The sequence below is a fragment of the Blastococcus sp. URHD0036 genome (genome assembly GCF_000701365.1).
In the GTDB taxonomy this organism is placed as follows: Bacteria; Actinomycetota; Actinomycetes; order Mycobacteriales; family Geodermatophilaceae; genus Trujillonella.
Map to the genome: position 1 here is coordinate 239,243 of NZ_JNIK01000017.1, position 22,701 is coordinate 261,943.

Consider the following 22,701-nt stretch of genomic DNA (forward strand, 5'->3'; position numbering starts at 1 on the left):
AGTGGCCGCGCTGGGAGGCACGACGGCGCTCGCCCTCGTTGTCGGTGGAGTCGGGGACCCGTCGCCACCGATGACTCCGCGAGCCGCCGTCGAGGCCTACTTCACGACCGTCCTCAGCGGAGACGGCGATGCCCACTGGGACCTGATGTGCCGCGACGAGCAGCACGCCGTGGGACCGCGCGAGGAGTACCTCCGGTCCGTCGACAGGATCGCGGCGGCGGACACCGACGATCTCTTCCACCCACACGTCACCGGCGTGCGCCCGGCCGACCCGGCGGAGCGCGAAGGCGTCGAGGTCGACCTCGTCATGCAGTCACCTGATGGCGGCGGATGGGCGGACTCGCTGCTCGTCGTCTGGGAGGACGGTGGCTTTCGCGTGTGCGGGACCGTGTGATCCGCGCTCCGTCGTGCTCTGCCCACATATCTGGGCAGAGCACGAGCATGGGGAGGGGAACCTGCTCGGCGGCCTGCGTTCTCAGCCGTGCAGGGTGGGCCGGTAGACGAGCTCCTGGATGCTGCCGTCGAGCGTCCGGCTCTCGAGCAGTTCGAGGTCGAAGTCGGCCGCTCCGCCGAAGATCGGGTCGGTCCCGGTCCGGCCGGTGATCACCGGGAAGATCGTCAGCTGCAGCCGGTCGACCAGGCCGGCGGCCATCAGCGACCGGTTCATCGACAGGCTCCCGTGCGAGCGCAACGGCACCGCCGACTCCTCCTTCAGCCGGGCCACGACGTCGACGGCGTCCCCGCGGACCAGCGTCGCGTCCGGCCAGTCGAGGGGTTCCTGCAGGGTCGTCGACACGATCGTCGTCGGCATCGACTTCATGCGGTGGTTGATCGGGTCGTCGGCCTCGGAGATCCCGGGGCTCGAGCCGAGGAACTGCTGGAACTCCCGGAAGGTCTCCGCCCCGAGGACCAGCCGCTGCTCCGGCTGGTACTGGGCCAGCCGCCGGGCGAGGAACTCGGGCCCCTGCTTTCCCCAGTAGCCGCCCCAGTCGCCGTCCTCCCCGTACGAGCCGAAGCCGTCGAGGCTGCAGAAGACGTCCCAGGTGTAGGTCGCGGTCAATGAACTCGCCCTCCGGTGCGGTGGTCGGTGGCTGGAGTAGAGACCGGCCGCGGAGGTCGAGCTCATCGCACCGGAGCCACGGGTCAGCGCGAGACCACCGCCAGTCGGGACGCGATCTCCTCGACATCGACGGAGCCGGCAGCCACGTCGACCACGAGGCTGAACGCAGCCTCGTCGTCGAGGTCAGGAGCGGCGCCGTTCAGGTCGAGGAACACCACCGTGGCCAGCCACCCGAGGCGCTTGTTGCCGTCGACCAGTGCGTGGTTGCCGACGAGGGAGTGCAGGAGCGCACCGGCCTTGAGAGCAAGGGTTCCGTAGGCGTCGAGACCAAAGGCCTGGGACCGGGGCCGAGCGGCCGCGGAGTCCAGCAGTCCGATGTCACGGACGGGGCCCGCACGCAGGCGGCGGACCAGACCGAGCAGATCCTCGAGATCCAGGTACTCGACCGCCGTCACGCGTCGCCGAGACGTCGCAGGACATCGCCCCACCTGTCAGCGAGGCGGCCGGCGCTCTCGTCGACCCGGGACACGTGACTGCTGCGCTCGTACCGCTCCAGCACGGCTCGACGCACGACCTCCTGGCGAGAGGCGCCCTCGGCCTCCGCGAGGGCGGACAGCGCCCGCTCCATCTCGTCGTCGACGCGCAAGGTCATCGCCATGAGCGGGATGATACCAATCTGATACCAGATCGGGCTGACGGGCAGAAGTGGGGCGTGGTTCAGTCCCACCACAGCGTCCACACCGGCTCGCCAACCAGGCAGCGCGCCAGCCCCTCCACCGTGCCGCCGGAGCGGTACCCGAAGGCCTCACCTGGCCCGTCCACGCGCAACGTGTCCCGGCAGAACGCGGCCACCTCCGCAGCGACCGGCAGAGCCTCCGACACGCTCGCCGGCGGATGGGGCAGGAGCAGGTCCATCGAGCCGCCGAGCAGGCCGGTGAGGACGACGCCGAACCGGTCCTCCCAGCTACGCAGCACCGCGGCCACCTCCGCGGTGCCGCAGTAGTTGCCGGCGCCGGTCCAGCCCAGAGCCGCCACGGCGTCCGCCGGCCGGTCGCAGCGCACGAGCCCGAGGCGCCGCAGGCCCCAGTCGCCGAGCAGTCCGGAGGTCGCCGATGCCGGATCGCCGTCCCGCACGAGCGGCGGCGCCAACCCGGGGAAGTGCGCGCCGTACGGAGTCAGGTGTTCGACGTACGGGTGCTCACCGATGGGCACGAGCCAGCCCGCCCACTGGTCGGCCAGGAACACCGCCGGGTCGACGGCGTCGACGTCGGCCGGCGGGACCGGGTCCGTCTCCCGCGAGCGCTCGAACGGCGTCGCCAGCAACGGCCAGAGCCCCGTCTCGGGGAACAGGTCGACCAGCCGCCGCCACACCTCGGCGGTGTCGGGCACGCGGTCGTCGGTGAGCCACAGCGCCGGGGCGGGCGTGCCCCCGACCGGCCGCCCCGATCCCAGCGAGACGTCCCCCAGCCGCAGCGGTCCGGCCGCCGGCAGGGAAGCCGAGGTAGGTCGCACAGGGCCCAGCACCGGCACGTCGATGTGCGCACCGAACGAGGGTTCGAAGATCCACGAGGAAGAGGAACGGGTCATGCCCCGACCCTCCGGCGCCCGAGACCCGAACGAGCCGCAGCCCGGCGACGTGTGGACGACGCTCCCGGCTGGGGACGGTCCCCGCCGAACTGTCAGACCCCGTCGACCTCGACGCGGCCGTGCTTCAGCACCGTCTGCCCGCCCGACTCGGCCTCGAAGGCGAACGCCCGCCGGCCCTCGGCCGTGGTCCCCGCGTCGTACACCGACACCGTGATCTCGTCGCCGGGGAACGCGTACCGCGCGAAGCGCACCGCGATCCGCCGGATCCGGTCCGGCTCCCCGCCGGCCGCCAGCGCCACCAGCGCGCGGCTGGCGATACCGAGCGTGCACAGGCCCTGCAGGAACTTGCCGCGGTCCCCCGTCATCGGCCGGGCCGCCCGGTCGTCGACGTGGATCACCGCCCGGTCCCCGGACGCCCCGGCGTAGCGGAACGTCTGGTCCGCCGTCGTCGCCAGCACCATCGAACCGACCCGCCGCGACCGGGCCTCCTCCGGGAACGTGTGGTCGGCCATCGGGCCGCCCTGGTCCCCTCCGGTCACCTCGCCCAGGTAGATCACCGACCAGAAGTGCTCGTAGACCAGCTCGCCGGCCTCGTCCACGCTGGCGACGCGGTTGAACAGGTTGAGCCCTCCGCGGTTGGTGACGGCCGAGCTGACCTCACCGGTCGTCCGCAGCACGGTCCCCGGCCGCAGCGGACGGTGGATGTAGAGGTCGGTCTCCCCGTGCCCCGCACCGAAGCCACCGGCCAGCGCCTCGGAGTCCGGCCGCAGCACCGACGACAGGAACGCCGGCAGTCCGGGCACCACGGCATACGTAGGCGGCACCGCACGGCCGTCGGCGTACAGCGGGTTGTCGTCGTTGATCGCCAGCCCGAACGCCGCGATCTCCCCCGCGTCGCTCGAGCTCTCCACCGGCGCCGACGCCTGGCCGAACGGGATCTGCGTGGTGTCCATGCGCTCTTCCTAGCGGAGCCGCGGACCTCTGGTCCCCGGGCCCGGACGCGAGGACGCTGAGAGACCACGGCGGAGCGCCACCGCCGGGGAGGGGGAGCGACATGTACGCCCGATCCACCACCATCCGCGGCCTCACCGGGGCCATCGACGCCGGCATCGCCTACATCCGCGAAGAGGCCCTGCCCGCCGTCCGGGAGATGCCCGGATGCGTCGGCCTGTCGCTGCTCACCGACCGCGACACCGGCCGCTCCATCGCCACCTCGGCCTGGCGGGACGAGGAGACGATGCGGGCCAGCGCCGAGCTCGTGCACCTCATGCGCGAGCGCCTCGTCGCTGCCTTCGGCGCCGAACTGGAGGTCGAGGAGTGGGAGATCGCGGTCCTGCAGCGGGCGCACACCATGCACGACCACGGCGCGGCGCGGGTGACCTGGCTCCAGGTCGACGACGGGCAGATGGACCGGCTCCTCGACGCCTACCGCTCCGCGCTGATGCCGCGCCTCCAGGAGCTGCCGAACTTCTGCAGCCTGAGCCTCCTGGTCGACCGGGCCGCCGACCGCGCGGTCAGCACCGTGACCTTCCACAGCCGCGTCGCCCTCGAGGCGGTGCGCGACCGGGCGCGGGTGATGCGCGACGAGCTCACCGGGTCGGTCGGCGCACGCGTCCTGGACGTCGCCGAGACCGACGTCGTCCTCTCCCACCTGCGCGTTCCCGAGATGGTCTAGCCCCCGACACACAGCAGCCGCCCGGACCGAGGTCCGGGCGGCTGTTGTGGTGGTCAGGACCGCGACGCTGCGGCCCGGTCGGTCAGCTGATCAGTGGGTGTGACCCTCGTGGCGCTCGTGGCCGAGCGCGGTGCGGGCGCCGTGCCAGTCGTCGTCACCCTCGGGCTCCTTGGCCAGCAGGCCGGCACCGACCGACCAGACGATGCCGCCGAGCAGCGCGATCCAGACGCCGATCTCCACCTCGACGTCGACGTCGCCCGAGGCGACACCCGTGGCGTCGAACAGGTTGCTCAGCGCCAGCAGCGTCGCGGCGATGCCCGCGGCCATGGTGACCAGGGTCAGGCCACGGTGCTGGCCGCCGCGGGCGCGGGTCATCGCGTAGAAGAGCGCGATGACCAGGCCGATGCCGAGGTAGGCGGTCAGCGGGTTGGCACCGTCGGCGTCGTAGCCCGAGATGTTCTCGTCCAGGGCGTCGGACGAGAACCAGTCGAGGAAGACGGCGATGGTGAAGATGACGACGCCAGCAGTAGCGACATAGGCGCCGACGGGGTTCGCCTTGCGCTCACGGGTGAGCGGGCGGTCCGACGCGTATCCGGGGTTCTCTGCAGATGCCATGTCCAGGGAGTTCCCAGGAACGGCTGATTACAACCGGGCTGTTTCCGGAACGTCACCTGTTCGTGTCACGGGCGGCTCACGTCTCGAGTCGCGCCGAGGCCGTGCCGACGACGACGTCGCGGCCGTCCTGGTTCGTCGTCCGCACCGCGAGGTCGACCGAGTCGTCGTGCACGGCGGTCACCGTCAGCGTGGTGACCAGCGTGTCCCCGGGCCAGACCTGGCCGCGGAACTGCACGCCGTAGGACAGCAGCGCGTCCTCCCCCACCCAGTCGGTGAGCGCCCGCCCGGTCATGCCCATCGTGAGCATCCCGTGCGCGAACACCCCCGGGAAACCGGCCACCTGCGTCGCGAACACCTCGTCGGAGTGCAGCGGGTTGTAGTCCCCCGACGCACCCGCGTACATGACGATCTGCGTCCGGGTCAGGTCGTCGACGACCGTCACCTCGCGCGCGTCCCCGACCGCGACCTCCCCGCGCCGCATCACGCCTCCCCGCCGTCGGACGCCGACGGCGGGCGACCCGTCGTCACCGCGACCGACCGCGCCGTCACCACCAGCTCGCCGCCGGCGTCCCGGTACTCGGTGACGTAGGAGGTGAACTGCAGCGATCCGCCGCGCTTGCCCTCCTTGGTCCACTCCTCGCCGGGCCGGCTGGTCGCGGTCAGCACGTCGCCGACCCGCACCGGCCGGTGGTAGGTGAAGTGCTGCTCGGCGTGCAGCGTCGACGCCGACCCGCCGGCCGGGTCCCCGCCCGGGACGCCACCCCCAGAGGTCGCCGTCCCCGAGGGTGTCCGGCCCGAGCCGAACCACGGCTCCCCGGGCGTCGGCCGCAGGGGGTGCGTCGGCGCGAACTGCGCGCCGGCCGACACGAACGTCGGCGGCGCGAGCCCCTCCGGCTCGAGGGTCGCCGCTTCGCCGATCGCCCGCCGGAACATCAGCACGTGCCCGGCCTCGACCGGGAAGCCCTGCTCAGTCACGCCCGGCCTCCAGGATCGTCATGAGCTCCTCCCGCTGCTCGGCCGGTGAGCCGAACAGCAACTGCGCGCTCTTCGCCCGCCGGTAGTACAGGTGCGCGGGGTGCTCCCAGGTGAAGCCGATCCCGCCGTGCACCTGGATGTTCGCCGCTGCCGCCGCGAAGTAGGCGTCCCCGCAGAACGACGACGCCACCCGCGCGGCCACCGGCAGGTCGGGCGCGCCGGCGTCCACCGCAGCCAGCGCCGCGGCGGCCGCCACCCGCATCCGCTCCACGTCGATCAGCATGTCCGCGCACCGGTGCTTGATCGCCTGGAACGAGCCGATCGCCCGGCCGAACTGGTACCGCGTCCGCGCGTACTCGACCGCCATCTCCAGCACCCGCTGCGCGCCGCCCAGCTGCTCGGCCGCCTGTGCTGCCCGCGCGCGGTCCAGCAGCGCCGCCGCGATCCGGTCGCCGTCCCCGGCCGACCCGATGAGCGTGGCCGGCGTCGCGTGCAGCCCCACCCGCGCCTGCCGGCGGGTCAGGTCCAGCGTGCGCAGCGGCGTCCGCGACAGCCCGGCGGCATCCGCGGGGACGGCGAACAGCGACGTCCCGCCCTCGCACGAGGCGAAGACCAACAGCAGGTCCGCGGTCGCGCCGTCGATCACGCCCTCCGCGGTCCCGTCGATCAGCCAGCCCCGCGATCCGGTGACCGCCTCACACCTCGGCGTGCCGACCACGCCGCCGACGGTCACCCGCAGCTCACCCGAGGCGATGCCCGGCAGGTGGGCTGCCTGGGCCGACGCGTCCCCGGAGAGCAGCAGCGCCCCCGCCCCGAGGACGACGGTGGAGAGGAACGGCGACGGCAGCAGCACCCGCCCCATCTCCTCCAGGACGACGCCCAGCTCCGCGAACCCCGCCCCCGAGCCGCCGAACTCCTCGGGGACCACCAGCCCGGTCAGCCCCAGCTCGCCGGACAGCCGCCCCCACAGCGCGGCGTCGAACCCGGACGGCGAGTCCGCGATCCGCCGCACCTCCGGCTCGGCGGCGGTATCGGTGAGGAAGCCCCGCACCGAGGCGCGCAGGTCGTCGGCAACAGACGTCACGGTCATCCCCAGTACGGCCGGTTCAGCTCGAACTCGACGGTCGCGAAGTGCGCCGCCTCCTTCTCCAGCTCGGCGATGGTCCAGCGCTCGTCCGGCTTGGTGATCGCGTCGACCACCGCCCACGGCTGGAACAGGTGCACCCCGCCGCCCTGCACGTAGAAGACCCGGCCGGTGATCGGGCAGTCCTTCGTCGCGAGATAGCCGACGAACGGCGACACGTGGCCCGGGTCGTACGCCACGAACGACCCGTCGTCGGGCAGCGGCGGCGCCTCCATCGGCAGCTTCCCGTCGACCGGCGGCTGGATCAGCCGGGTCGCCGCTGCCGGCGCGATCGCGTTGACCCGCACGCCGTACCGGGCCAACTCGTCCGCGGCGATCATCGCGAACGTGGCGATGCCGCTCTTCGCCGGGCCGTAGTTCGTCTGCCCGACCATCCCGAACAGCCCCGACACCGAGGTCGTGCAGACCACCGACGCCTCGGTCGGCTCGCCGGCCTTCGACTTGGCGCGCCAGTGCTGCGCCGCGGCCCGCGTGGGCAGGAAGTGCCCGGTCAGGTGCGTGCGGAGGACGGCGTCCCAGTCGGCGTCGACCATGTTCACGAGCATCCGGTCGCGCAGGATGCCGGCGTTGTTGACCAGCACGTGCAGGTCGCCGAACTCGCTCAGCGCCGTCTCGACCAGCCGCGCCGCGCCCTCGGCGTCCGCGACGTCGTCGGTGTTGACCACCGCCTCGCCGCCGGCCGCGCGGATCTCCTCGACCACCCGCTGCGCCACCGCGGGGTCGCTGCCCTCGCCGTGCGGGGAGGTCCCGAGGTCGTTGACCACGACCTTGGCGCCCTCCGCGGCGAACAGCAGCGCGTGCTGCCGGCCGATCCCCCGGCCCGCGCCGGTGACGATCGCGACCCGCCCCTCCAGCGCCCCGCTCACGACGTGCCCCCGCCCACGCGCAGCTCGCGGAACGGCACGTCGCGGTCGACGGCGGGCTCTCTCGGCAGTCCCAGCACACGCTCTCCCAGGATGTTCTTCATGATCTCCGGCGTGCCGCCGGCGATGGCGTTGCCCGGTGCCCCGAGCAGGGACGTCGTCCAGCGCTCGGCGTCGGCGTCGTCGTCGGTCCACGCCGCCGTGCCCAGCACCTCGAGCCCGACCTCCGCCGCGTGCTTGGCCAGCTGCGCCCCGGCGAGCTTCGCGACCGAGCCCTGCGGCCCGGGGGTGCGGCCGGCCTTGGCGTCCTCGCGCATCCGCGACGACAGCAGCTCCAGCAGCCGCTCCTCCACGAACACCGACGCCAGCGACTGGCGCAGCACCGGGTCCGCCGTCGCGTCGCGCCGCCGGGCCAGGTCGGCCAGCGCCGCGTACTCGCCGCCACCCAGCCGCCGGCCCAGCCCGCCGCCGCCGGCCCCGATCGACACCCGCTCGTTCATCAGCGTGGTGACGGCCGCCTGCCAGCCGCGGCCGACCTCGCCGACCACGGCGTCGCCGGGGACGTGCACGTCGTCGAAGAAGACCTCGTTGAAGTTCGCGCCGCCCGTGATCTGCCGCAGCGGCCGGATCGTGACGCCCGGCGCGCGCATGTCGACGACGAACATGGTCAGCCCCAGGTGCTTGGGGACGTCGGGGTTCGTGCGGGCGAGCAGCAGCCCGTAGTCGGAGTAGTGGGCGCCCGAGGTCCACACCTTCTGCCCGTTGACCACCCAGTCGCTGCCGTCCTGCACGGCGCGGGTGCGCAGCCCGGCGACGTCGGACCCGGCGCCCGGCTCGCTGAACAGCTGGCACCACACCTCGTCGCCCCGCAGCATCCGCGCCAGGTGCCGGTCGCGCTGCTCCTGCGACCCGACCTCCTGCAGCGTCGGCGCGCACATGCCCAGCCCGATGAGCAGCGGCATCGTGGGGACGACGTAGGGCTCGGCCTCCTCGTTGAACGCCAGCTGGTGCGCCTGCGTCAGCCCCTGGCCGCCGTACTCCTCGGGCCAGGTCAGCCCGGCGAGGCCGGCGTCGAAGAGCGCGGACTGGAACCGGCGCGCGGCGTCGACGCCCTCCAGCGACTCCGCGGACCCGCCGGTCAGGTCGACGTGGGCGGCGAACCACTCGCGGACACGCACCCGGAACTCGGCGAGCGACTCGCTCGTGGTCTCCGTCACATCCGGAAGCTAGCGACGGTCCGCCGTCGTCGTCCAGCCGGGTCCTGCTGGAACCCCCGACAGCCGCTGCCACCCACCTGACACAACCGCGGCCTACTGTCCAAGACCGTGCTGCCGCTGGTCGTCATCGTCGTCTTCTGCCTCTGCGTCATCGTCGGCCAGACGATCGGCGCGCGGTACAGCGTCGCCCCGCCGGTGCTGCTCATCGTGTTCGGCGCGGCCCTCGGCCTGATCCCCGCGATCGGCGACGTGGAGCTCGAACCCGACGTCGTCCTGCTGCTGTTCCTCCCGGCGATCCTCTACTGGGAGAGCCTCAACGTCAGCATCCGCGAGATCCGCGCGAACTTCCGGGTGATCATCCTGTCCGCGGTCGTCCTGGTCATCGTGACCGCGGCGGCCGTCGCGGGGGTCGCGATGTCGCTGGGCATGGACCCGCACGCCGCCTGGGTGCTCGGCGCCGTGCTCGCCCCGACCGACGCCGCCGCCATCGCCGGCCTGGCCAAGAAGATGCCGCGCCGCACCCTCACCACGCTGCGCGCCGAGAGCCTCATCAACGACGGCACCGCGCTCGTGCTGTTCGCGGTGACCGTCTCCGTCGCGACCGGCGAGGCCGACCCGGGCCCGTGGGAGATCGGCTGGCGGTTCCTCGGCTCCTACGGCGGGGGCATCGCCGCGGGCGCGCTGGTCGGCTTCGCGGTGATCGGCGTGCGCCGCCGCCTCGACGAGCCGCTGCGCGAGGGGGCGCTGAGCGTCGTCACCCCGTTCGCCGCCTTCCTGCTCGCCGAGCTCGTGCACGCCAGCGGCGTGGTCGCCGTCGTCACCGCCGGGCTGCTGCTGACCACCGCCGGACCGCGGGTGATCCGCGCGCGCTCGCGGGTGCAGGCCTACGCCTTCTGGGACCTGGCGACCTTCCTGATCAACGGCTCGCTGTTCGTGCTCGTCGGCGTGCAGGTCCCGGGCGTGGTCGACGACCTCGAGGACGGCCGCAAGATGCACGCCCTCTGGGTCGCCCTCGTGCTGACCGCGGTCGTCGTCGGCACCCGGCTGATCTGGGTGCACGCCATGACCGGCGTCATCCGCACGCTCGACCGGCGGCCGTCCCAGCGACTGCGCCGGGCGACCTGGCGCGCCCGGACGGCGACCGGCTGGGCGGGCTTCCGCGGCGCCGTCTCGCTCGCCGCCGCACTGGCCGTCCCGGCGTCCGTGCCCGACCGCGACCTCATCGTGTTCACCACGATCGTGGTCATCCTGCTCACGATCATCGTGCAGGGCACCACGCTGCCGGCCGTCGTCCGCTGGGCCCGGCTGCCCGAGGACACCGCCCGCGGCGAGGAGATCCGCCTGGCCCGGGTCGCCGCGTCCGAGGCGGCGCTCGACGCCCTCCCCCGCGTCGCCGAGCAGCTGGACATCGACGGCGACCTGCTGCAGCGCATCCGCGCCGAGTACGAGGACCACGCCCGCGACCTGAAGGCCGAGTACTCCGACGACGGCGACGGCGGAGCCGACCTGCGGGAGCAGGACCGGCAGCTCCGCCTCGGCCTGCTCGGCTACAAGCGGCAGGCGATCATCGCGCTGCGCGACGGCCGGCAGATCGACGACATCGTGCTCCGGGAGATCCAGTCGCAGCTCGACATCGAGGAGGTCCGGCTGCTCGGCCCGGCCCCCGCGGACTAGTGCCTAGGCCGGGACGCCGGGACGGCGGGTCGCGGTGCGCACCGTCCGGGCGGCGCTGCGGGCGAGCCGGATCGGGCCGGTGTCCCAGAGGGCGCGCAGCGAGTCGTCGCCGCCCGCCGCCGGGGCCTCGGCCGGCGCGGCCGCCGGTGCGGTCGTGGTGGCCTGCTGCACCGCCGAGGCGAGTGCCGCCCGACGGCGGGCCAGGATCGCCTGCTTCTGCCGGTCGACGCGTTCCTTCTCGGCCATCACCAGGAGCTCTTCCTGGGCCTGGGCGATGTCGACGCGCGACTGCTTCTGCAGCTCCTCGACCTCGATGTCGCCCCGGTCGCGGAGCGCGGCGAGCTCGTCGTAGGCCGACGGCGGGCCGAAGTTCAGCAGCAGCTTGACCAGCACCGGGAGCATCTCGACGCAGAGGAAGAGCAGCGACAGCATCGTCTTGGCCGCCCACAGCGTGCTGTTGCGGTCGCTGAGCCGGTCCAGCGCCTCGAGCCGGAGCAGGATGCCGCCGGAGCCCTCGTTGGCGGCGTCGAACTGGGCCTGCAGCCGGTCCTGGTCGGCGGTGAGCCGCTCCAGCTGGGCGGTGTCGGTGGCCAGGGAGGTCTGCGCCAGCGCGAGGCTCCGCTGTTCGGCCTCGGTCGCGGTGTCGCGGGCGTCGTCGAGCGCGGTCCGGGCGGCGGCCACGGAGGCGGTGGCGGCGTCGGCGGCCGCGGCGGCCGACTGGTACGCCGTCCCCTGGCCGGCCTCGCCGGTGCCGCAGGTGCCGTCCAGCTCGCACTGGGCGCGGGCCTGCAACTGCTGGTGGGTGGCCATCGCCTGGTCGAGGGCGGTCTGCTTGGCGGCGACGTCGGCCTGCACGCCGACCAGCGCCGGGTCGGCGGCGCCGCCGGTGGCGACGATCTGCTCCTCGAGCGCGACCTTCTGGGTCAGGTCGGGGAGGCCGGCGAAGCGGGTGTCGGTGTCCAGGGAGGCCCGATACTCGTCGGCGGCCTCGGCCTGCATCGTGACGATCTCGGTGTCGATCTCCTTGTGGAATACCTGCAGCGTCAGCGGCGTCGCGATGACGACGCCGAGCACGAGCGCGAGGCCCAGCCGCGGGATCGCCAGCGCGATGTTGCGCCCGACGGAGGCGTCGTGGGCCATGCCGACGAGCAGCATCCGGTCCAGGTTGACGACGACGAAGCCCCAGCCCAGCCCCACGAGGAGCGCGACCGGCCACCAGACGCCGAGCGCCATCGCGACGGCGAAGGCCATGGAGACCACGGCCAGCCCGCCGGTGCTCAGCAGCACCCCGCCGAGTGCGACGAACCGCGGGCGGGAGCCGGGGGACGCCTCCAGCAACTCGGGGCGGGCTCCGCCGAGAGTCGCGAGGCCGTCCCCGATGCGCCGTCGTCTCGCCATGTCCTCTACATCGGCACCCGGAGGCGGTCACGGGAAGGTGACGGGGGCTACTCGCGGCTGGCGAGGACGCGCTCGGTCTCCCGACCGGTCCTCGGGTTGCGGACGCCCGCCCGTGAACCCGCGAGCTTCGCCGTCAGGTGCTCCTCGACGGTCACCGGCTCGTAGCGGTCGGGGTGCTCCGCGTCGACGCACTGCGGCAGCGTGGCCACGACCGCGTCGAGGTCGCCGTCGCAGAAGAAGGCCGCCGACCGGCGCCGGCGGATCGTCCCGTCGACGACCGGCGGCTGCACGCGGTGCAGCGTCGACAGCCAGCGGTCGTTGGTCCAGCGACCGGTGAGGTCGCCGAGGTTGACCAGCAGCGCACCGTCGGCCGGCTGGACGTCGTGCCACGACCCGTCGCCGCCGAGCACCTGCAGCCCGGGCACCTGGTCGGCCCACAGCACGGTGACGATCCCGTAGTCGGTATGCGCGCCCATCCCGGTCGGCTCGCCGGTCACCGTGCCGGGCGGGAGGGCGTAGTCGTTCATCCGGAGGACGTCGACCGAGTGGTCGAGGTAGGCGTCGAAGAACCCCTCGGCGAGGCCGAGCGCGTCGGCGGCGACCCGGGTGAGCGTGCGGGCGACCCGGCGCGCCTCGAGGAAGTAGGTCCACACCCGGGCCTCGAAGCCGGGGACCTCGGCCGGCCAGAGGTTCTCCGCGTAGTGGTCGGCGGGCAGGTCGTCGCGGCCGTAGGTCGACCGGGCGGCGCCGACGTTGAACGCCTCGAAGAAGTCGTTGCCGGCGGCCGCGTCCACCCCGAGGGAGAGCGACAGCGACTCCGACTTCGGCGGGCTGTAGCCGCGGTTGATCTCCGGCGGCGTCCGGTAGCCCTTCTTCGTCTCCATGTCGAGGGCGAAGAACCCGTCCATCGCCGTGGTCAGCCCGCCGATCACCGCGTCGGGCACCCCGTGCCCGGTGACCTGGACGAACCCGACCTCGCGGCAGGCGGCGTCGAACGCGGCCGCCGCCGCGGCCCGGTCTCCTTCGCCGGTGACGTAGGGACTGATGTCGACGGTCGGCACCCGGAAGCTCACGCCCGCCGACGCTAGGCCGGTGGCGTTACGCCGCCGTGTCGCCGGCGGCACAGGTGCCTCCGCGGACTGTCGTGCTCTGCCCACATATCTGGGCAGAGCACGAGCGTGCGGCGGAGTACCTGCCGGCTGCTCCGAGATTGCCCAGTGGGGCGGGGCAATGTCGGAGCGCGCGGGGGGCGGTGCGGGCCGCCGATCAGGCCGGCGGGATCCGGCGCCCGCACCTGCCCACGTGCGCGGCAGCCAGGGCATCCCCGGTCACCCCGGGACCCCCGGCCGCTCGGTGAACGCCGGGAGGACGTGCTCCGCGATCCAGTGCAGACCCTCCAGGTGCCCCTCGAGGCTGTCGGGGGCGTCGGCGAGGGAGGGCACGCTGGTGTGGGTGACCCCGAGGCCGGCGAGCCGGCCGCACTCGTCGACGATCTGCTGCGCGCTGGTGGGCTGGAACGACGCGGGCTGCACCGTGTGGTTCGGCCCGATCCGCGGCTGCATGAGCGGGTAGTTGACGTCCAGAGGCCGCCCGTCCCGGAGCTCGGCCACCTGCTCCAGCATCCCGGGCAACTGCTCGGGCTCCTCCAGCCACGGCCCCTTCCCCAGCAGCCCGCCCGCCGGCGCCCAGCCGTCACCCTCGCGCGCGGCCCGGCGCAGCGACACCAGCGACCGGCCGCCGAACCACAGCGGCGGGTGCGGGCTCTGCACCGGCTTCGGCTCGAAGACGACGTCCTCGAACCGCACCCACTCCCCCGCGAACGACGGCGACTCCGCGGTCCACAGCTCCTTCATCACCGCGACGTACTCGTCCATGACCGCGCCCCGGTGCTCGAACGGCACGCCCAGCGCGGCGAACTCCCCCGGCGCCATGCCCACGCCGAAGGTCAGCGTGACCCGCCCGCCGGACAGGACGTCGAGGGTCGACACGGCCTTCGCGAAGTCCACGGGGTGGTGGTACGGCAGCACGATCACCGCCGAGTTCACCCGGATCCGCGTCGTCGCGCCGGCCAGGAACGCCATCGCGGTGAACGCGTGCGGCCAGTGCGCGCCCATGTTCGCCGTCAGCGACGTGGGGACGACGATGTGCTCCGACACCGAGATCGAGTCGAACCCGAGCTCGTCGGCGGTGCGGGCGATCCGCTGGAAGTCCGGCGTCGTCAGCCGCGCCTGCCACGGCTCGGTGTCCCCGGCGTACCGGCTCGGCGGATAGCGGTCGAGGCCGGGGAGCCCCGTCGAGAACCTCATCGTGTGCTCTCCTTCACGGCGTGCTGACCACCAGCCTCGACGCCGCGCGCACCGTATCGGTCCGTGAGGTGGCCGAGCCGGTCGTCGTGCGGCCCACCGACGCCGTCGTCCGCGTCACCGCGACCTGCATCTGCGGGTCCGACCTGCACTCCTACCGCGGCGCCGGCGCCCCGCTGCCGATGCTCATGGGCCACGAGTTCCTCGGCGTCGTCACCGCCGTCGGTGCCGCGGTCACCACCGTCGCCCCGGGCGACCTCGTCGTCCCGCACTTCGCGGTGGTCTGCGGCACCTGTGCCAGCTGCCGGCGCGGCGTCCCCGGGTCGTGCGTACGGCTGTCCTTCTACGGGCAGCCGGACGCCGACGGCCTGCCCACGGTGGGCGGCCAGTCCGAGCTCGTCCGCGTGCCCCTGGCCGACGGCACCCTGCTGCGCGTGGGCGACCGCCCCGCCGACGTCACCGACGCCGACCTGCTGGCGCTCTCCGACGTCATGGGCACCGGCCACCACGCGGCCGTCGCCGCCGGGGTGGGCCACGGGTCGACGGTCGTGGTGGTCGGCGACGGCGCGGTGGGACTGTCCGCTGTCCTCGCCGCCCGCCGGCTCGGCGCCGAACGGGTCGTGGCCCTGTCCCGGTACCCGGACCGCGCCGCCCTCGCCCGGGAGCTCGGCGCCACCGACGTCGTCGCCGAGCGCGGCCGGGACGGCGTGGCCGCGGTCCGCGAGCTGCTGGGCCGCGACGGCGCCGACGCGGTGTGCGAGTGCGTCGGCAGCCAGGACGCCGTCGACACCGCGGTCGCCGTCACCCGGCCCGGTGGAGCCGTCGGCTTCGTCGGCGCACCGCAGGCGGTCCTGCCGTTCCGCCGCCTGTTCATGAGGAACGTGCGGGCCGGCGGCGGTGTGGCACCGGTGCGCGCCTACCTGCCGGAGCTGCTCGACGCGGTGCTGACCGGCGGCCTGCGCCCCGGCCGGGTGTTCGACCGCGAGCTGCCGCTGGCCGACGTCGCCGAGGGCTACCGGGCGATGGACGCGCGCGAGGCCGTCAAGGTGCTGCTGCGCCCCTAGCCCTTCTCCGCCTGGCGCCGCATGGACCACATCTGGGCCGGGCGCTCGAACTGGGTCGCGATCTCCCACGACACCGCCGTCGCCGTCTCCTTGCGGAAGTTGCCCACGGTCACCCGCGCCAGCTCGGGGTCGGCGGCGACGCGGGCGGCCAGCTCGCGGGCGCGGCCCTCGACGGCGTCGGCGTCCACGGCCTCCCAGGCCAGTCCGAGCTCGACGGCCTTGGCCCCGCTGATCTCCTCGCCGAACAGCACCATCGCCGCCGCGGCCTCGCGGCCGATCAGCCGGGACAGGATGACGAAGTGCCCGCCGCCGGGGTGCATGCCGCGCTTGAGGAAGCCGGCCAGCAGCCGGGCGTCGGTCGCCACCACGCGCAGGTCGGTGGCCAGCAGCATGTTCATGCCGGCGCCGACCGCCGAGCCGCGCACGGCCGCGATGGTCGGCACCGTGACCTGGCCCAGCCGGTAGAAGGAGTCGTAGATCGCCGACATGCCCTCGTAGAGGTCGGGGGCGGCCGGGTCCTCGCCCGCGGCCTTGAGCGTCGCGACGTCGCCGCCGGCGCAGAACGACTTGCCGACGGCGGTGATGACGAGTGCGCCGACCTCCGGCCGGGCGTCGACCTCCTCGAGCACCCCGGTCAGCTCGCGGGCCATCGCCGGCGTGAGCGCGTTGCGCCGGTCGGGCGCGTTCAGCGTCACCACCGCGACACCGCCGTCGATCTCGAGCAGGACCTCACCGGAGCCGGACTCAGCCACGACCACACCTCTTCGTGTCGACGAACATCTCTTCGCAGGAATCACACCACGAGGGTCACAGCACGCTCTCCACGGCGTCGGCGAGCAGCCGCTGCCCCTCCAGCGTCGGGTGCACGTCGTCGGGCAGCACCAGCCCGGCCGCGATGGAGCTGCCGCCGGCCTCCTCGGCGACCGGCCGGAACAGCTCGGTGGAGTCGGCGTACTCGGCGTCGTTGGCCTCCGCCGCGGCCGACAGCGCCTCGTTGAGCCCGTCGCTGCCGGCGATCGACACCGGGTCGCCGTAGTCGAGCGAGTAGTAGCCGACGACGACGATCTGCCCGTCGTACCCGCCCTCGTCGCGCAGCGCGGAGAGGATCCCGTCGACGTTCTCCTGCAGCCGGCCGGTCAGCGCCTCGAGCCCCGCGGCGTCGTCGCACTCGCCGCCGGCCCGGCAGAGGAACCCGTCGTTGGCGCCGATCTGCAGGGTGACCAGTTCGACGTCGTCGGTCTCCTGCAGCACCTGGATCGCCTCCTCCAGCTGCGTGCCGTCGTAGTCGACGTGCAGCGGGAACGCGTCGCGGTAGCCGGGGTCGCGCCCCTGGACGTTCGTGCAGCCGAAGCTGACCGCGGTGAGATCGACGAAGCTCGTGGTGGTCTCACCGGGGCAGGTCGCGTTGACGACGTCCAGCCCGCGGTCCTCGCCGATCAGCTCCGGATATCCGACGAAGGCGTCCTCGTCCTGGTACCCGCCCGGGTTGTCGTCGATGTAGCCGAAGGGCACCGAGTCGCCGAGCGCGAGGTAGGTCCCGCCGCCGTCGTCGTCCACCGCACTGCTGCCGGCCGCCGGGGTGTCGTCGGCCGCGTCGTCCCCGGAGTCGCCGGAGTCGCCGGAGCTGCAGGCGGCCAGGGCCAGGGCGGTCAGGGCAGCGAGCAGGGCGGAGCGGCCCCGGGGCGTGCGCATGGCCCCATCATCACGGGTCAGCCGGCCGGCGGCCGCCACCCCGGGTCACGGCCCGTCCGGCCCAGCAGCCGGTCGAAGGCGGGCGCCTCGGCGGGGACGTCCACGGGCGGGCCGAACAACCCCTCCACCGGCGGTCCCTCACCCGTCGCGGCGAACACGAACCCCGTGGCCACCTCGGTCGCGCCGGGGTCCGCACGGTAGGGCGCGCCGACGGCGACGGCGAGGTCCCAGCCGTGCACCAGGACCTCGTCCACCGCGACGGCGGCCATCGCCTGGGCCGGCATCGTCACCCCACCCGCCTCCGCGTCGCCCTCCCACGCCGCCGGATCGCGCCAGGCGGCCGCCAGCGCCGCCAGCCGCTGCGGGATCCGGGTCCGCCAGTCGGGGGTGAGGGCGTCGGCCGAGGCGCTCGCCGTGCCGCCCACCCGCTTCTCCGCGGCCAGCCGGAAGGCCAGCGTCAGACCGTCGAGGTGGTCGAGCAGGGCGGCGACCGGCGTGTCCGCGCAGGGTGTGGCGGCGGGGAGCTGGTCGTCACGGATCGCGGTGACCACGCGCGCCGTCTCGGTGGCCGCGGCGGCGAGGGCCTGCTGCATCGTCTCCATGGAGGGTCGACCGCCGGAGCGGCCGGAACTCAGCGGTCCGACCGGCCGGACCAGCCGACCGTGGGTACCGTCGGCGGGACGCCGACGTCGGAGGGGGAGCCGATGGACGCCGCACTCCTGCTGCCCAGCGCCGGTCCGGAGCCGATCGGCGCGGACGACGCGCTGGCCGCCGTCGTCGGGTACGCCCTGGGCCGCCGGCCGCTGCGCTTCCGGGCGCCCAACGCCCGCGAGGGGCGCTGGGTCCGGGTCCGCGCGTTCGCGTTCGAGCGCTTCGACCGCCAGCCGCCGGAGACCTCGGCCCGGATGACCGACCGCGACGTCCTGCTCGCCGAGGGCCTGCACGGACGGCTCGACCCCGACGGCTGGACGGCGGTGCGGACCGCGCTCGACGGGGCGCTGCCGGGAGCCGAGGCGGCGGTGCGTGGCGCCGCCGGCCGGGCGTTCTGGGAGCTGCCGGAGGAGCAGACCAGCGTCCTCGCCGAGCCCGGCACGGTGGGCGCGGCGCTGCGCGGCCTGGCCGGCGGACCACACGGCACCTACGTGCTCGCCGCGCTGCACCACCGCCGGCCGGACCTCTTCCCGCTGCTGGACGGCGTCACCCGACGGCAGCTGTGGCCGCACACCGCGGAGGGCGACAGCGGCGTGCACGCCGTCGTGCTCCGGGAGCTGCGGGCCAACGCGGCCGCCTTCGCCCTCCTCGAGGCCCGGGTCCGCGCCGTGCTCGGGATCCGGCTGACCCGGCTGCGCCTGCACGACGTGCTGCTCTGGCTCTCCGCCTCGCTGCGCTGGGACACCGCCGTCGCGTGGGGACGGGACTCCGAGGAGGCCGGCCCGCTCGCGGTCGCCGCCGCGGCCCGCTGACCACCTGAACGGGCGACCTGGACACGGACGGGGTCCCTCGGGAGGGGCAGGAACGGCCCGGGCCACCCCGCCGCCGGTGACGCACGGTCATGCTCCGCCGTCACACGCCCGGGTCCCGGGCCGTCAGGTGGAGGAACCATGGGCGAGAAGGGCAACTGGGCTCCCGGGCCTGCCGCGAGCGACGTCCTCGGCAAGGGGACGGGCAGCCTCCCGGCCACAGCCGACGGCAAGGGCTTCGAGACCGCGTTCGACAGCAAGGGCCTGTCGGCCCCTGCGGACGCGGCCAAGGGCGCGGCCTCTCCCGCGGACGCCGCGAAGGGGTTCTCGTCCGCCTCGGACGCCGCCAAGGGCACCGGAGGCGACGGCCGGTCCGCCGGACTGCCTCCGCTCGGCGGCGTCCTCCGCCGGCGGGACGGCGGGGACGGGCCCGGCTCCGGTCCGGAGAGCTGACGCCGGTGACCTCGCCCCGACTGCCGCGCGGCCGGGACCTCGCCCGCACGGGGGGTCCCGTCCTGTCCGACCGTCCGCCCGGCCGGGGCGTCACCCTCCCGGCCGAGCGCGACCCCGTCACGGGGAAGTGGTTGTCCGGCGACCCCGCCGGCCGGGCCGACAAGGGACGGCAGAGCGTTCCGCACCGGCCACCGGTGGCAGCGCTCGTCACGGCGGGCGCGCTGCTCGTCGCCGGCGCCGTGGCACTGGTCGTCCTCCTCGGCGGCGGGGACGACGACCCGGCGCCGGCCGCCGCGCCCACGCCCAGCTCGGCGTCCGCCGAACCCACCCCGGAGCCGACGCCGGAGCCCACACCGGCGTTCACCGGCCCGCGGACGGTGCCGATCGTGCTCACCACCACCGAGTTCGTGTCGCCGCCCGGGTTCGGGCCCGACCCCTCGCTGGGCTCGGTGGGCGAGGTCCGGCAGCGGACGTGGGAGCTCACCGGCCCCTGCGACGGCACCGGCACGTGCACCGTCGTGCACTGCCGGGCTCCGGGGAACTGCAATCCCCCGTTCGAGGCCGCGCCCACCGGCACCGGCGAGTACGCCGCCATCTCGACGACCCCCGTGGTCTGGCAGAACCCGTCCTGCTCCGGCGGGATGGCCACGGCGACGATCACGTTCCGCGTGTCCGGGCCGCCGGAGAAGCCGACGCTGACCGGCACCTGGGTCGAGAGCGCCGACCCGGTGATCATCCCGGGGCCCGCCCTCTGCGGCGTCTACCTCGGCACCTTCACGTTCACGTCGGCGTGACCGCAGCGCTGGGCGGGCTGGTCGTCCCGGACCCGCGCGCCCGGTGCGGGGTCGAACAGGAGTTCGCGGTCCGCGACGCCGCCGGCCTCGCGGTCGACGTCCGGGAGCGGATCGACGGGTGGGCGCTGGGCGCCCGGTTCGACCCCGGCGACCCCCATGCCGCCCGCGGCCGCTGGGGCGGCGTGGTCACCGCCGACGGCCCCGAGGCCGAGGTGGTGACCCCGCCGGTCGTCGTCGGCCGCGGCACCGCGGCCCAGGTGCACGCCTGGGCCGCGGCCGGGCGGGACGCCCTGGCCGGCGAGCTGCCGCCGGGCTGGACGCTGGCGGGCTACTCGACGCACGTCAGCACGTCGGTCGACGACGACCTCGTGGTGCAGGCGGCGCGCCTCGTCGTCAGGCGGCTGGCGCCGGCACTCATGCTGCTGCTGGACGGCCCCGACTCCCCCGGTCTGCTGGTCCGGCCCCGGCCGGGGCGCCTGGAGATCTGCGGCGAGTACGCCGAGGGACGGTCACTCCGGCACGCCGCCGCCGTCGCGGTCGCCGCCTCCGGACTGGCCGCCGACGCCGTCCGTTCCCGGCGCACCCGCGCCCTGCTGCCTCCCCCGCTCCGGGTCCGCACCCAGCGGGCGGTGCAGCGGTACGGCACCTACGTCGACCGGCGGGCGTTCGGTCCCGACCTCTACGCGGAGGGACGGACGGCCCGGCTGCGCTCGCGCGGCGGGACGACGACCGCGGGCGCCCACCTCGCCCGGGTCGTGGACCTCCTGGGCGACCGGCTCGCCGAGCTCCTCGACGCCGACGACCTCGCCGCCCTGCACGCCGTGACCGCCGGGGACCTGCCCCTGCCGGTCGAGCGGGACACCCCCGAGCGCGACGACGCCCCGCGTGCCACGCCCCGGCCCATGGACCTGCGTCCCCGCGCGGCGGCCCGGGTCCGGGTCGAGGTCGTGACCGCCACCTGGTGGACCTACGTGGTCCGGCTCGACACCGCGCACCGCAGCCGCTGGCTCACCCTGCCCGGCAGCTGGATCGAGTCCTTCCTCGAGGCGCTGCACGCCGGGCGGCTCGACGACGTCCTCGCCGACCTGGTGCCCGCGCCGGCCGGCACCGTCACCGGCGCGGCACCTCGATCCACCCGGTGGGCTGGCGCAGCGGCGCCTTGAGCACCTTGCCGCCGGCGTTGCGCGGCAGCGGTCCGCTGAGCACCCGCACGAACTGCGGCACCTTGAAGTCCGCCAGGCGCTCGCGCGCGAACGCCGCGAGGTCGGGCACCAGCGCCGCGGGGTCGACGCCCTCCCGGGGCAGCACGACGGCGCCGACCTTCTCCCCCATCACCGGGTCCGGCACGCCGACGACCGCCACCTCGACCACGTCGGGGTGCTCGGCGAGGGCGTTCTCCACCTCGACCGAGTACACGTTCTCCCCGCCGCGGTTGATCATGTCCTTGGCGCGGTCGACGATCCGCACGATGCCCCCGGCCGGCACCTGGTCGATCCGCGCGACGTCGCCGGTGCGCAGCCAGCCGTCGACGAACGTCTCCGCCGTGCGCGCCGGGTCGCCCCAGTAGCCGGCGACCACGTTAGGCCCGCGGACGAGCAGCGCCCCCACCCCGGTGACCGGGTCGGGCCGGTCGATCCGCACGTCGTCCACCGGCGCGGCGAAGCCGACGGCGTCGGCATGCTCGGCGGCGTACTCGTGCGGGAGGAACGTCGCCAGCGCCGTGGTCTCGCTCAGCCCGAAGCCGTTGCCCACCCGGGCACGCGGGAAGGCGTCCACCAGACGGTGGACCAGCTCCGGCGCGATCGGCGCACCGCCGTAGCTGACCGTGCGCACGGTCGAGACGTCGGTGGTCGCGGAGTCGGGGTGGCGCAGCACGAGCTCGTAGATCGTCGGCACGGTGGTGATCAGCGTGATGCCGTACTCCGGGATGGCGGCGAGGAAGTCGGCCGGCCGGAACTGCGGCATCACGACGGCGAGGCCGCCGAGCTCGACCTGGGTCATCAGCTGCGAGCAGCAGCCCGTGACGTGGAACAGCGGCACGGAGATCAGCGTGGAGTTCGCCAGCGCGGGGTCGCGGTCGAGCTCCCGGCAGCGGATGACGTTCTCGATCGTCGTCAGGAGGTTCTCGTGCGTGACCATGGCGCCCTTGGGCCGGCCGGTCGTGCCGCTCGTGTAGAAGAGCGCGGCCACGTCGGTGTGCGCGCGGTCGGCGTCCGGCGTCCCGTCCGGGTCGGCATCGGGCAGCGGCTCCCCCGGGCGGACGACGTACGCGGCGCCGCAGTCGGCCAGCACGTACTCGGCCTCGGCCTCGGCCAGCCGGGTGTTCAGGGGGACGACGACGCCGCCGGCCAGGTGCGTCCCCCAGTAGGCCAGGACCCAGTCCAGGCCGTTGCCGATCCGCAGCGCGACCCGGTCGCCGGGGCCCACGCCCGCTCCGCGCAGACCGGCCGCCACCCGGCGTCCGCGCTCGACCAGCTGCGCGTAGGTGACGCTGCCGCCGCCGAGCTCGGCGACCGCGGGGCGCTCCGGGTACCGCGCGGCGACGTCGAGGAGCAGCGCCACCACGTTGCGCCGCAGGCCCGTGTACCGCCGGATCCCGTCCGGGCCGGTCTCGATCCCGCTGGTGTCGAAGGGGTAGCTCCCCCGGTCCCGCTGCATGCCGTCCTCCTCGACCACCGTTGCTCGTCGCAACCATCTTCCGCCTGGGTGCGAGCCCACTCGCGGGCG

26 protein-coding genes are annotated in these 22,701 nt (G+C 74.5%); 8 read left to right on the forward strand and 18 right to left on the reverse strand.

Annotated elements, in window-relative coordinates:
- The first annotated feature begins 70 nt into the window (after positions 1 to 70).
- Positions 71 to 394 carry a hypothetical protein gene (locus tag N555_RS0119480; protein WP_156036458.1) on the forward strand — a complete coding sequence of 108 codons (324 nt, stop codon included), beginning with the start codon at positions 71 to 73 and terminating at the stop codon, positions 392 to 394.
- An 81-nt stretch (positions 395 to 475) separates the two neighbouring features.
- Here the strand turns inward: N555_RS0119480 and N555_RS0119485 are convergent, their stop codons facing one another.
- The 5 genes from N555_RS0119485 to N555_RS27045 form a co-directional block, all read right to left on the reverse strand.
- On the reverse strand, positions 476 to 1,060 hold the full coding sequence (locus N555_RS0119485; RefSeq protein WP_029433170.1) for a dihydrofolate reductase family protein: 585 nt from the start codon (positions 1,058 to 1,060) through the stop codon (positions 476 to 478).
- An 83-nt stretch (positions 1,061 to 1,143) separates the two neighbouring features.
- Entirely contained in the window at positions 1,144 to 1,515 is a 372-nt protein-coding gene (locus tag N555_RS0119490; protein WP_029433171.1) for a type II toxin-antitoxin system death-on-curing family toxin, read from the reverse strand.
- Positions 1,512 to 1,718 (reverse strand): ribbon-helix-helix protein, CopG family, encoded by a 207-nt coding sequence (locus tag N555_RS0119495; RefSeq protein WP_029433172.1) that lies wholly within the window; start codon positions 1,716 to 1,718, stop codon positions 1,512 to 1,514. The genes N555_RS0119490 and N555_RS0119495 overlap by 4 nt, the downstream gene beginning before the upstream one ends.
- Positions 1,719 to 1,777: 59 nt before the next feature.
- The gene (locus N555_RS0119500; protein WP_051684265.1) at positions 1,778 to 2,647 is read right to left on the reverse strand and encodes a DUF4253 domain-containing protein; all 870 of its coding nucleotides are present in this window, start codon (positions 2,645 to 2,647) and stop codon (positions 1,778 to 1,780) included.
- A 92-nt stretch (positions 2,648 to 2,739) separates the two neighbouring features.
- Positions 2,740 to 3,600, reverse strand: coding sequence for a MaoC/PaaZ C-terminal domain-containing protein (locus N555_RS27045; RefSeq protein ID WP_051684266.1), 861 nt, complete (start codon positions 3,598 to 3,600; stop codon positions 2,740 to 2,742).
- Between the two features lie 101 nt (positions 3,601 to 3,701).
- Between N555_RS27045 and N555_RS0119510 the strand changes: the two genes are divergently transcribed.
- Positions 3,702 to 4,322, forward strand: a complete 621-nt coding sequence (locus N555_RS0119510) for an antibiotic biosynthesis monooxygenase (protein WP_029433175.1) — start codon at positions 3,702 to 3,704, stop codon at positions 4,320 to 4,322.
- A gap of 90 nt (positions 4,323 to 4,412) precedes the next feature.
- Here the strand turns inward: N555_RS0119510 and N555_RS0119515 are convergent, their stop codons facing one another.
- From N555_RS0119515 to N555_RS0119540, 6 genes are all read right to left on the reverse strand, one after another.
- Positions 4,413 to 4,937 (reverse strand): hypothetical protein, encoded by a 525-nt coding sequence (locus N555_RS0119515; protein WP_029433176.1) that lies wholly within the window; start codon positions 4,935 to 4,937, stop codon positions 4,413 to 4,415.
- 76 nt (positions 4,938 to 5,013) lie between these two features.
- On the reverse strand, positions 5,014 to 5,418 hold the full coding sequence (locus N555_RS0119520) for a MaoC/PaaZ C-terminal domain-containing protein (protein ID WP_029433177.1): 405 nt from the start codon (positions 5,416 to 5,418) through the stop codon (positions 5,014 to 5,016).
- Positions 5,418 to 5,912, reverse strand: coding sequence for an FAS1-like dehydratase domain-containing protein (locus tag N555_RS0119525; protein ID WP_029433178.1), 495 nt, complete (start codon positions 5,910 to 5,912; stop codon positions 5,418 to 5,420). Before N555_RS0119525 ends, N555_RS0119520 begins: the two co-directional genes overlap by 1 nt.
- The gene (locus N555_RS0119530) at positions 5,905 to 6,996 is read right to left on the reverse strand and encodes an acyl-CoA dehydrogenase family protein (RefSeq protein WP_197029093.1); all 1,092 of its coding nucleotides are present in this window, start codon (positions 6,994 to 6,996) and stop codon (positions 5,905 to 5,907) included. The genes N555_RS0119525 and N555_RS0119530 overlap by 8 nt, the downstream gene beginning before the upstream one ends.
- Positions 6,997 to 6,998: 2 nt before the next feature.
- Positions 6,999 to 7,922, reverse strand: a complete 924-nt coding sequence (locus N555_RS0119535) for an SDR family oxidoreductase (protein ID WP_029433180.1) — start codon at positions 7,920 to 7,922, stop codon at positions 6,999 to 7,001.
- Positions 7,919 to 9,136, reverse strand: coding sequence for an acyl-CoA dehydrogenase family protein (locus N555_RS0119540; RefSeq protein WP_029433181.1), 1,218 nt, complete (start codon positions 9,134 to 9,136; stop codon positions 7,919 to 7,921). The genes N555_RS0119535 and N555_RS0119540 overlap by 4 nt, the downstream gene beginning before the upstream one ends.
- A gap of 108 nt (positions 9,137 to 9,244) precedes the next feature.
- Between N555_RS0119540 and N555_RS0119545 the strand changes: the two genes are divergently transcribed.
- Positions 9,245 to 10,810: a Na+/H+ antiporter gene (locus N555_RS0119545; RefSeq protein ID WP_029433182.1), complete on the forward strand. Its 1,566-nt coding sequence runs from the start codon at positions 9,245 to 9,247 to the stop codon at positions 10,808 to 10,810.
- 3 nt (positions 10,811 to 10,813) lie between these two features.
- Here N555_RS0119545 and N555_RS0119550 read toward each other — a convergent pair whose 3' ends face one another.
- From N555_RS0119550 to N555_RS0119560, 3 genes are all read right to left on the reverse strand, one after another.
- Positions 10,814 to 12,208 (reverse strand): DUF4407 domain-containing protein, encoded by a 1,395-nt coding sequence (locus N555_RS0119550; protein ID WP_029433183.1) that lies wholly within the window; start codon positions 12,206 to 12,208, stop codon positions 10,814 to 10,816.
- 47 nt (positions 12,209 to 12,255) lie between these two features.
- Positions 12,256 to 13,281, reverse strand: coding sequence for an isopenicillin N synthase family dioxygenase (locus N555_RS0119555; protein ID WP_029433184.1), 1,026 nt, complete (start codon positions 13,279 to 13,281; stop codon positions 12,256 to 12,258).
- A gap of 255 nt (positions 13,282 to 13,536) precedes the next feature.
- Positions 13,537 to 14,514 carry a TIGR03619 family F420-dependent LLM class oxidoreductase gene (locus tag N555_RS0119560; protein ID WP_029433185.1) on the reverse strand — a complete coding sequence of 326 codons (978 nt, stop codon included), beginning with the start codon at positions 14,512 to 14,514 and terminating at the stop codon, positions 13,537 to 13,539.
- Between the two features lie 20 nt (positions 14,515 to 14,534).
- Here N555_RS0119560 and N555_RS0119565 point away from each other — a divergent pair, with 20 nt between their 5' ends.
- Positions 14,535 to 15,575: a zinc-binding dehydrogenase gene (locus N555_RS0119565; protein WP_029433186.1), complete on the forward strand. Its 1,041-nt coding sequence runs from the start codon at positions 14,535 to 14,537 to the stop codon at positions 15,573 to 15,575.
- Here N555_RS0119565 and N555_RS0119570 read toward each other — a convergent pair.
- Genes N555_RS0119570 through N555_RS0119580 form a run of 3 tightly spaced genes read right to left on the reverse strand, consistent with a single transcriptional unit; the run spans position 15,572 to position 17,869 of the window.
- A complete protein-coding gene (locus N555_RS0119570) occupies positions 15,572 to 16,327 on the reverse strand; it encodes an enoyl-CoA hydratase-related protein (RefSeq protein WP_034511637.1) in 756 nt (251 codons plus the stop codon). The genes N555_RS0119565 and N555_RS0119570 overlap by 4 nt on opposite strands.
- Positions 16,328 to 16,382: 55 nt before the next feature.
- Complete coding sequence (locus N555_RS0119575; RefSeq protein WP_156036460.1) at positions 16,383 to 17,267, reverse strand: SGNH/GDSL hydrolase family protein; 885 nt, start codon at positions 17,265 to 17,267, stop codon at positions 16,383 to 16,385.
- Between the two features lie 17 nt (positions 17,268 to 17,284).
- Positions 17,285 to 17,869: a TIGR03086 family metal-binding protein gene (locus N555_RS0119580; protein ID WP_029433189.1), complete on the reverse strand. Its 585-nt coding sequence runs from the start codon at positions 17,867 to 17,869 to the stop codon at positions 17,285 to 17,287.
- Positions 17,870 to 17,971: 102 nt separating this feature from the next.
- On the opposite strand from N555_RS0119580, the gene N555_RS0119585 reads away from it, so the two are divergent.
- From N555_RS0119585 to N555_RS0119600, 4 genes are all read left to right on the forward strand, one after another.
- The gene (locus N555_RS0119585; protein ID WP_051684268.1) at positions 17,972 to 18,730 is read left to right on the forward strand and encodes a DUF6308 family protein; all 759 of its coding nucleotides are present in this window, start codon (positions 17,972 to 17,974) and stop codon (positions 18,728 to 18,730) included.
- 138 nt (positions 18,731 to 18,868) lie between these two features.
- Positions 18,869 to 19,180, forward strand: coding sequence for a hypothetical protein (locus N555_RS0119590; RefSeq protein WP_029433191.1), 312 nt, complete (start codon positions 18,869 to 18,871; stop codon positions 19,178 to 19,180).
- Between the two features lie 5 nt (positions 19,181 to 19,185).
- Positions 19,186 to 19,974 carry a hypothetical protein gene (locus N555_RS0119595; RefSeq protein WP_029433192.1) on the forward strand — a complete coding sequence of 263 codons (789 nt, stop codon included), beginning with the start codon at positions 19,186 to 19,188 and terminating at the stop codon, positions 19,972 to 19,974.
- The gene (locus N555_RS0119600; RefSeq protein ID WP_029433193.1) at positions 19,971 to 21,137 is read left to right on the forward strand and encodes a hypothetical protein; all 1,167 of its coding nucleotides are present in this window, start codon (positions 19,971 to 19,973) and stop codon (positions 21,135 to 21,137) included. The genes N555_RS0119595 and N555_RS0119600 overlap by 4 nt, the downstream gene beginning before the upstream one ends.
- On the opposite strand, the gene N555_RS0119605 is transcribed toward N555_RS0119600, so the two are convergent.
- Complete coding sequence (locus N555_RS0119605) at positions 21,085 to 22,632, reverse strand: class I adenylate-forming enzyme family protein (RefSeq protein WP_029433194.1); 1,548 nt, start codon at positions 22,630 to 22,632, stop codon at positions 21,085 to 21,087. The two genes, N555_RS0119600 and N555_RS0119605, sit on opposite strands and share 53 nt — an antisense overlap.
- Between the last annotated feature and the right edge of the window lie 69 nt (positions 22,633 to 22,701).

What these genes read in the sequence shown, in the direction of transcription:
- N555_RS0119480 (WP_156036458.1), top strand. Translation starts at nt 71, where the DNA reads ATGACTCCGCGAGCCGCCGTCGAGGCCTACTTCACGACCGTCCTCAGC.
- N555_RS0119495 (WP_029433172.1), bottom strand. Translation starts at nt 1,718, where the DNA reads ATGGCGATGACCTTGCGCGTCGACGACGAGATGGAGCGGGCGCTGTCC.
- N555_RS0119500 (WP_051684265.1), bottom strand. Translation starts at nt 2,647, where the DNA reads ATGACCCGTTCCTCTTCCTCGTGGATCTTCGAACCCTCGTTCGGTGCG.
- N555_RS27045 (WP_051684266.1), bottom strand. Translation starts at nt 3,600, where the DNA reads ATGGACACCACGCAGATCCCGTTCGGCCAGGCGTCGGCGCCGGTGGAG.
- N555_RS0119510 (WP_029433175.1), top strand. Translation starts at nt 3,702, where the DNA reads ATGTACGCCCGATCCACCACCATCCGCGGCCTCACCGGGGCCATCGAC.
- N555_RS0119515 (WP_029433176.1), bottom strand. Translation starts at nt 4,937, where the DNA reads ATGGCATCTGCAGAGAACCCCGGATACGCGTCGGACCGCCCGCTCACC.
- N555_RS0119520 (WP_029433177.1), bottom strand. Translation starts at nt 5,418, where the DNA reads ATGCGGCGCGGGGAGGTCGCGGTCGGGGACGCGCGCGAGGTGACGGTC.
- N555_RS0119550 (WP_029433183.1), bottom strand. Translation starts at nt 12,208, where the DNA reads ATGGCGAGACGACGGCGCATCGGGGACGGCCTCGCGACTCTCGGCGGA.
- N555_RS0119560 (WP_029433185.1), bottom strand. Translation starts at nt 14,514, where the DNA reads ATGAGGTTCTCGACGGGGCTCCCCGGCCTCGACCGCTATCCGCCGAGC.
- N555_RS0119575 (WP_156036460.1), bottom strand. Translation starts at nt 17,267, where the DNA reads ATGCGCACGCCCCGGGGCCGCTCCGCCCTGCTCGCTGCCCTGACCGCC.
- N555_RS0119580 (WP_029433189.1), bottom strand. Translation starts at nt 17,869, where the DNA reads ATGGAGACGATGCAGCAGGCCCTCGCCGCCGCGGCCACCGAGACGGCG.
- N555_RS0119585 (WP_051684268.1), top strand. Translation starts at nt 17,972, where the DNA reads ATGGACGCCGCACTCCTGCTGCCCAGCGCCGGTCCGGAGCCGATCGGC.
- N555_RS0119590 (WP_029433191.1), top strand. Translation starts at nt 18,869, where the DNA reads ATGGGCGAGAAGGGCAACTGGGCTCCCGGGCCTGCCGCGAGCGACGTC.
- N555_RS0119605 (WP_029433194.1), bottom strand. Translation starts at nt 22,632, where the DNA reads ATGCAGCGGGACCGGGGGAGCTACCCCTTCGACACCAGCGGGATCGAG.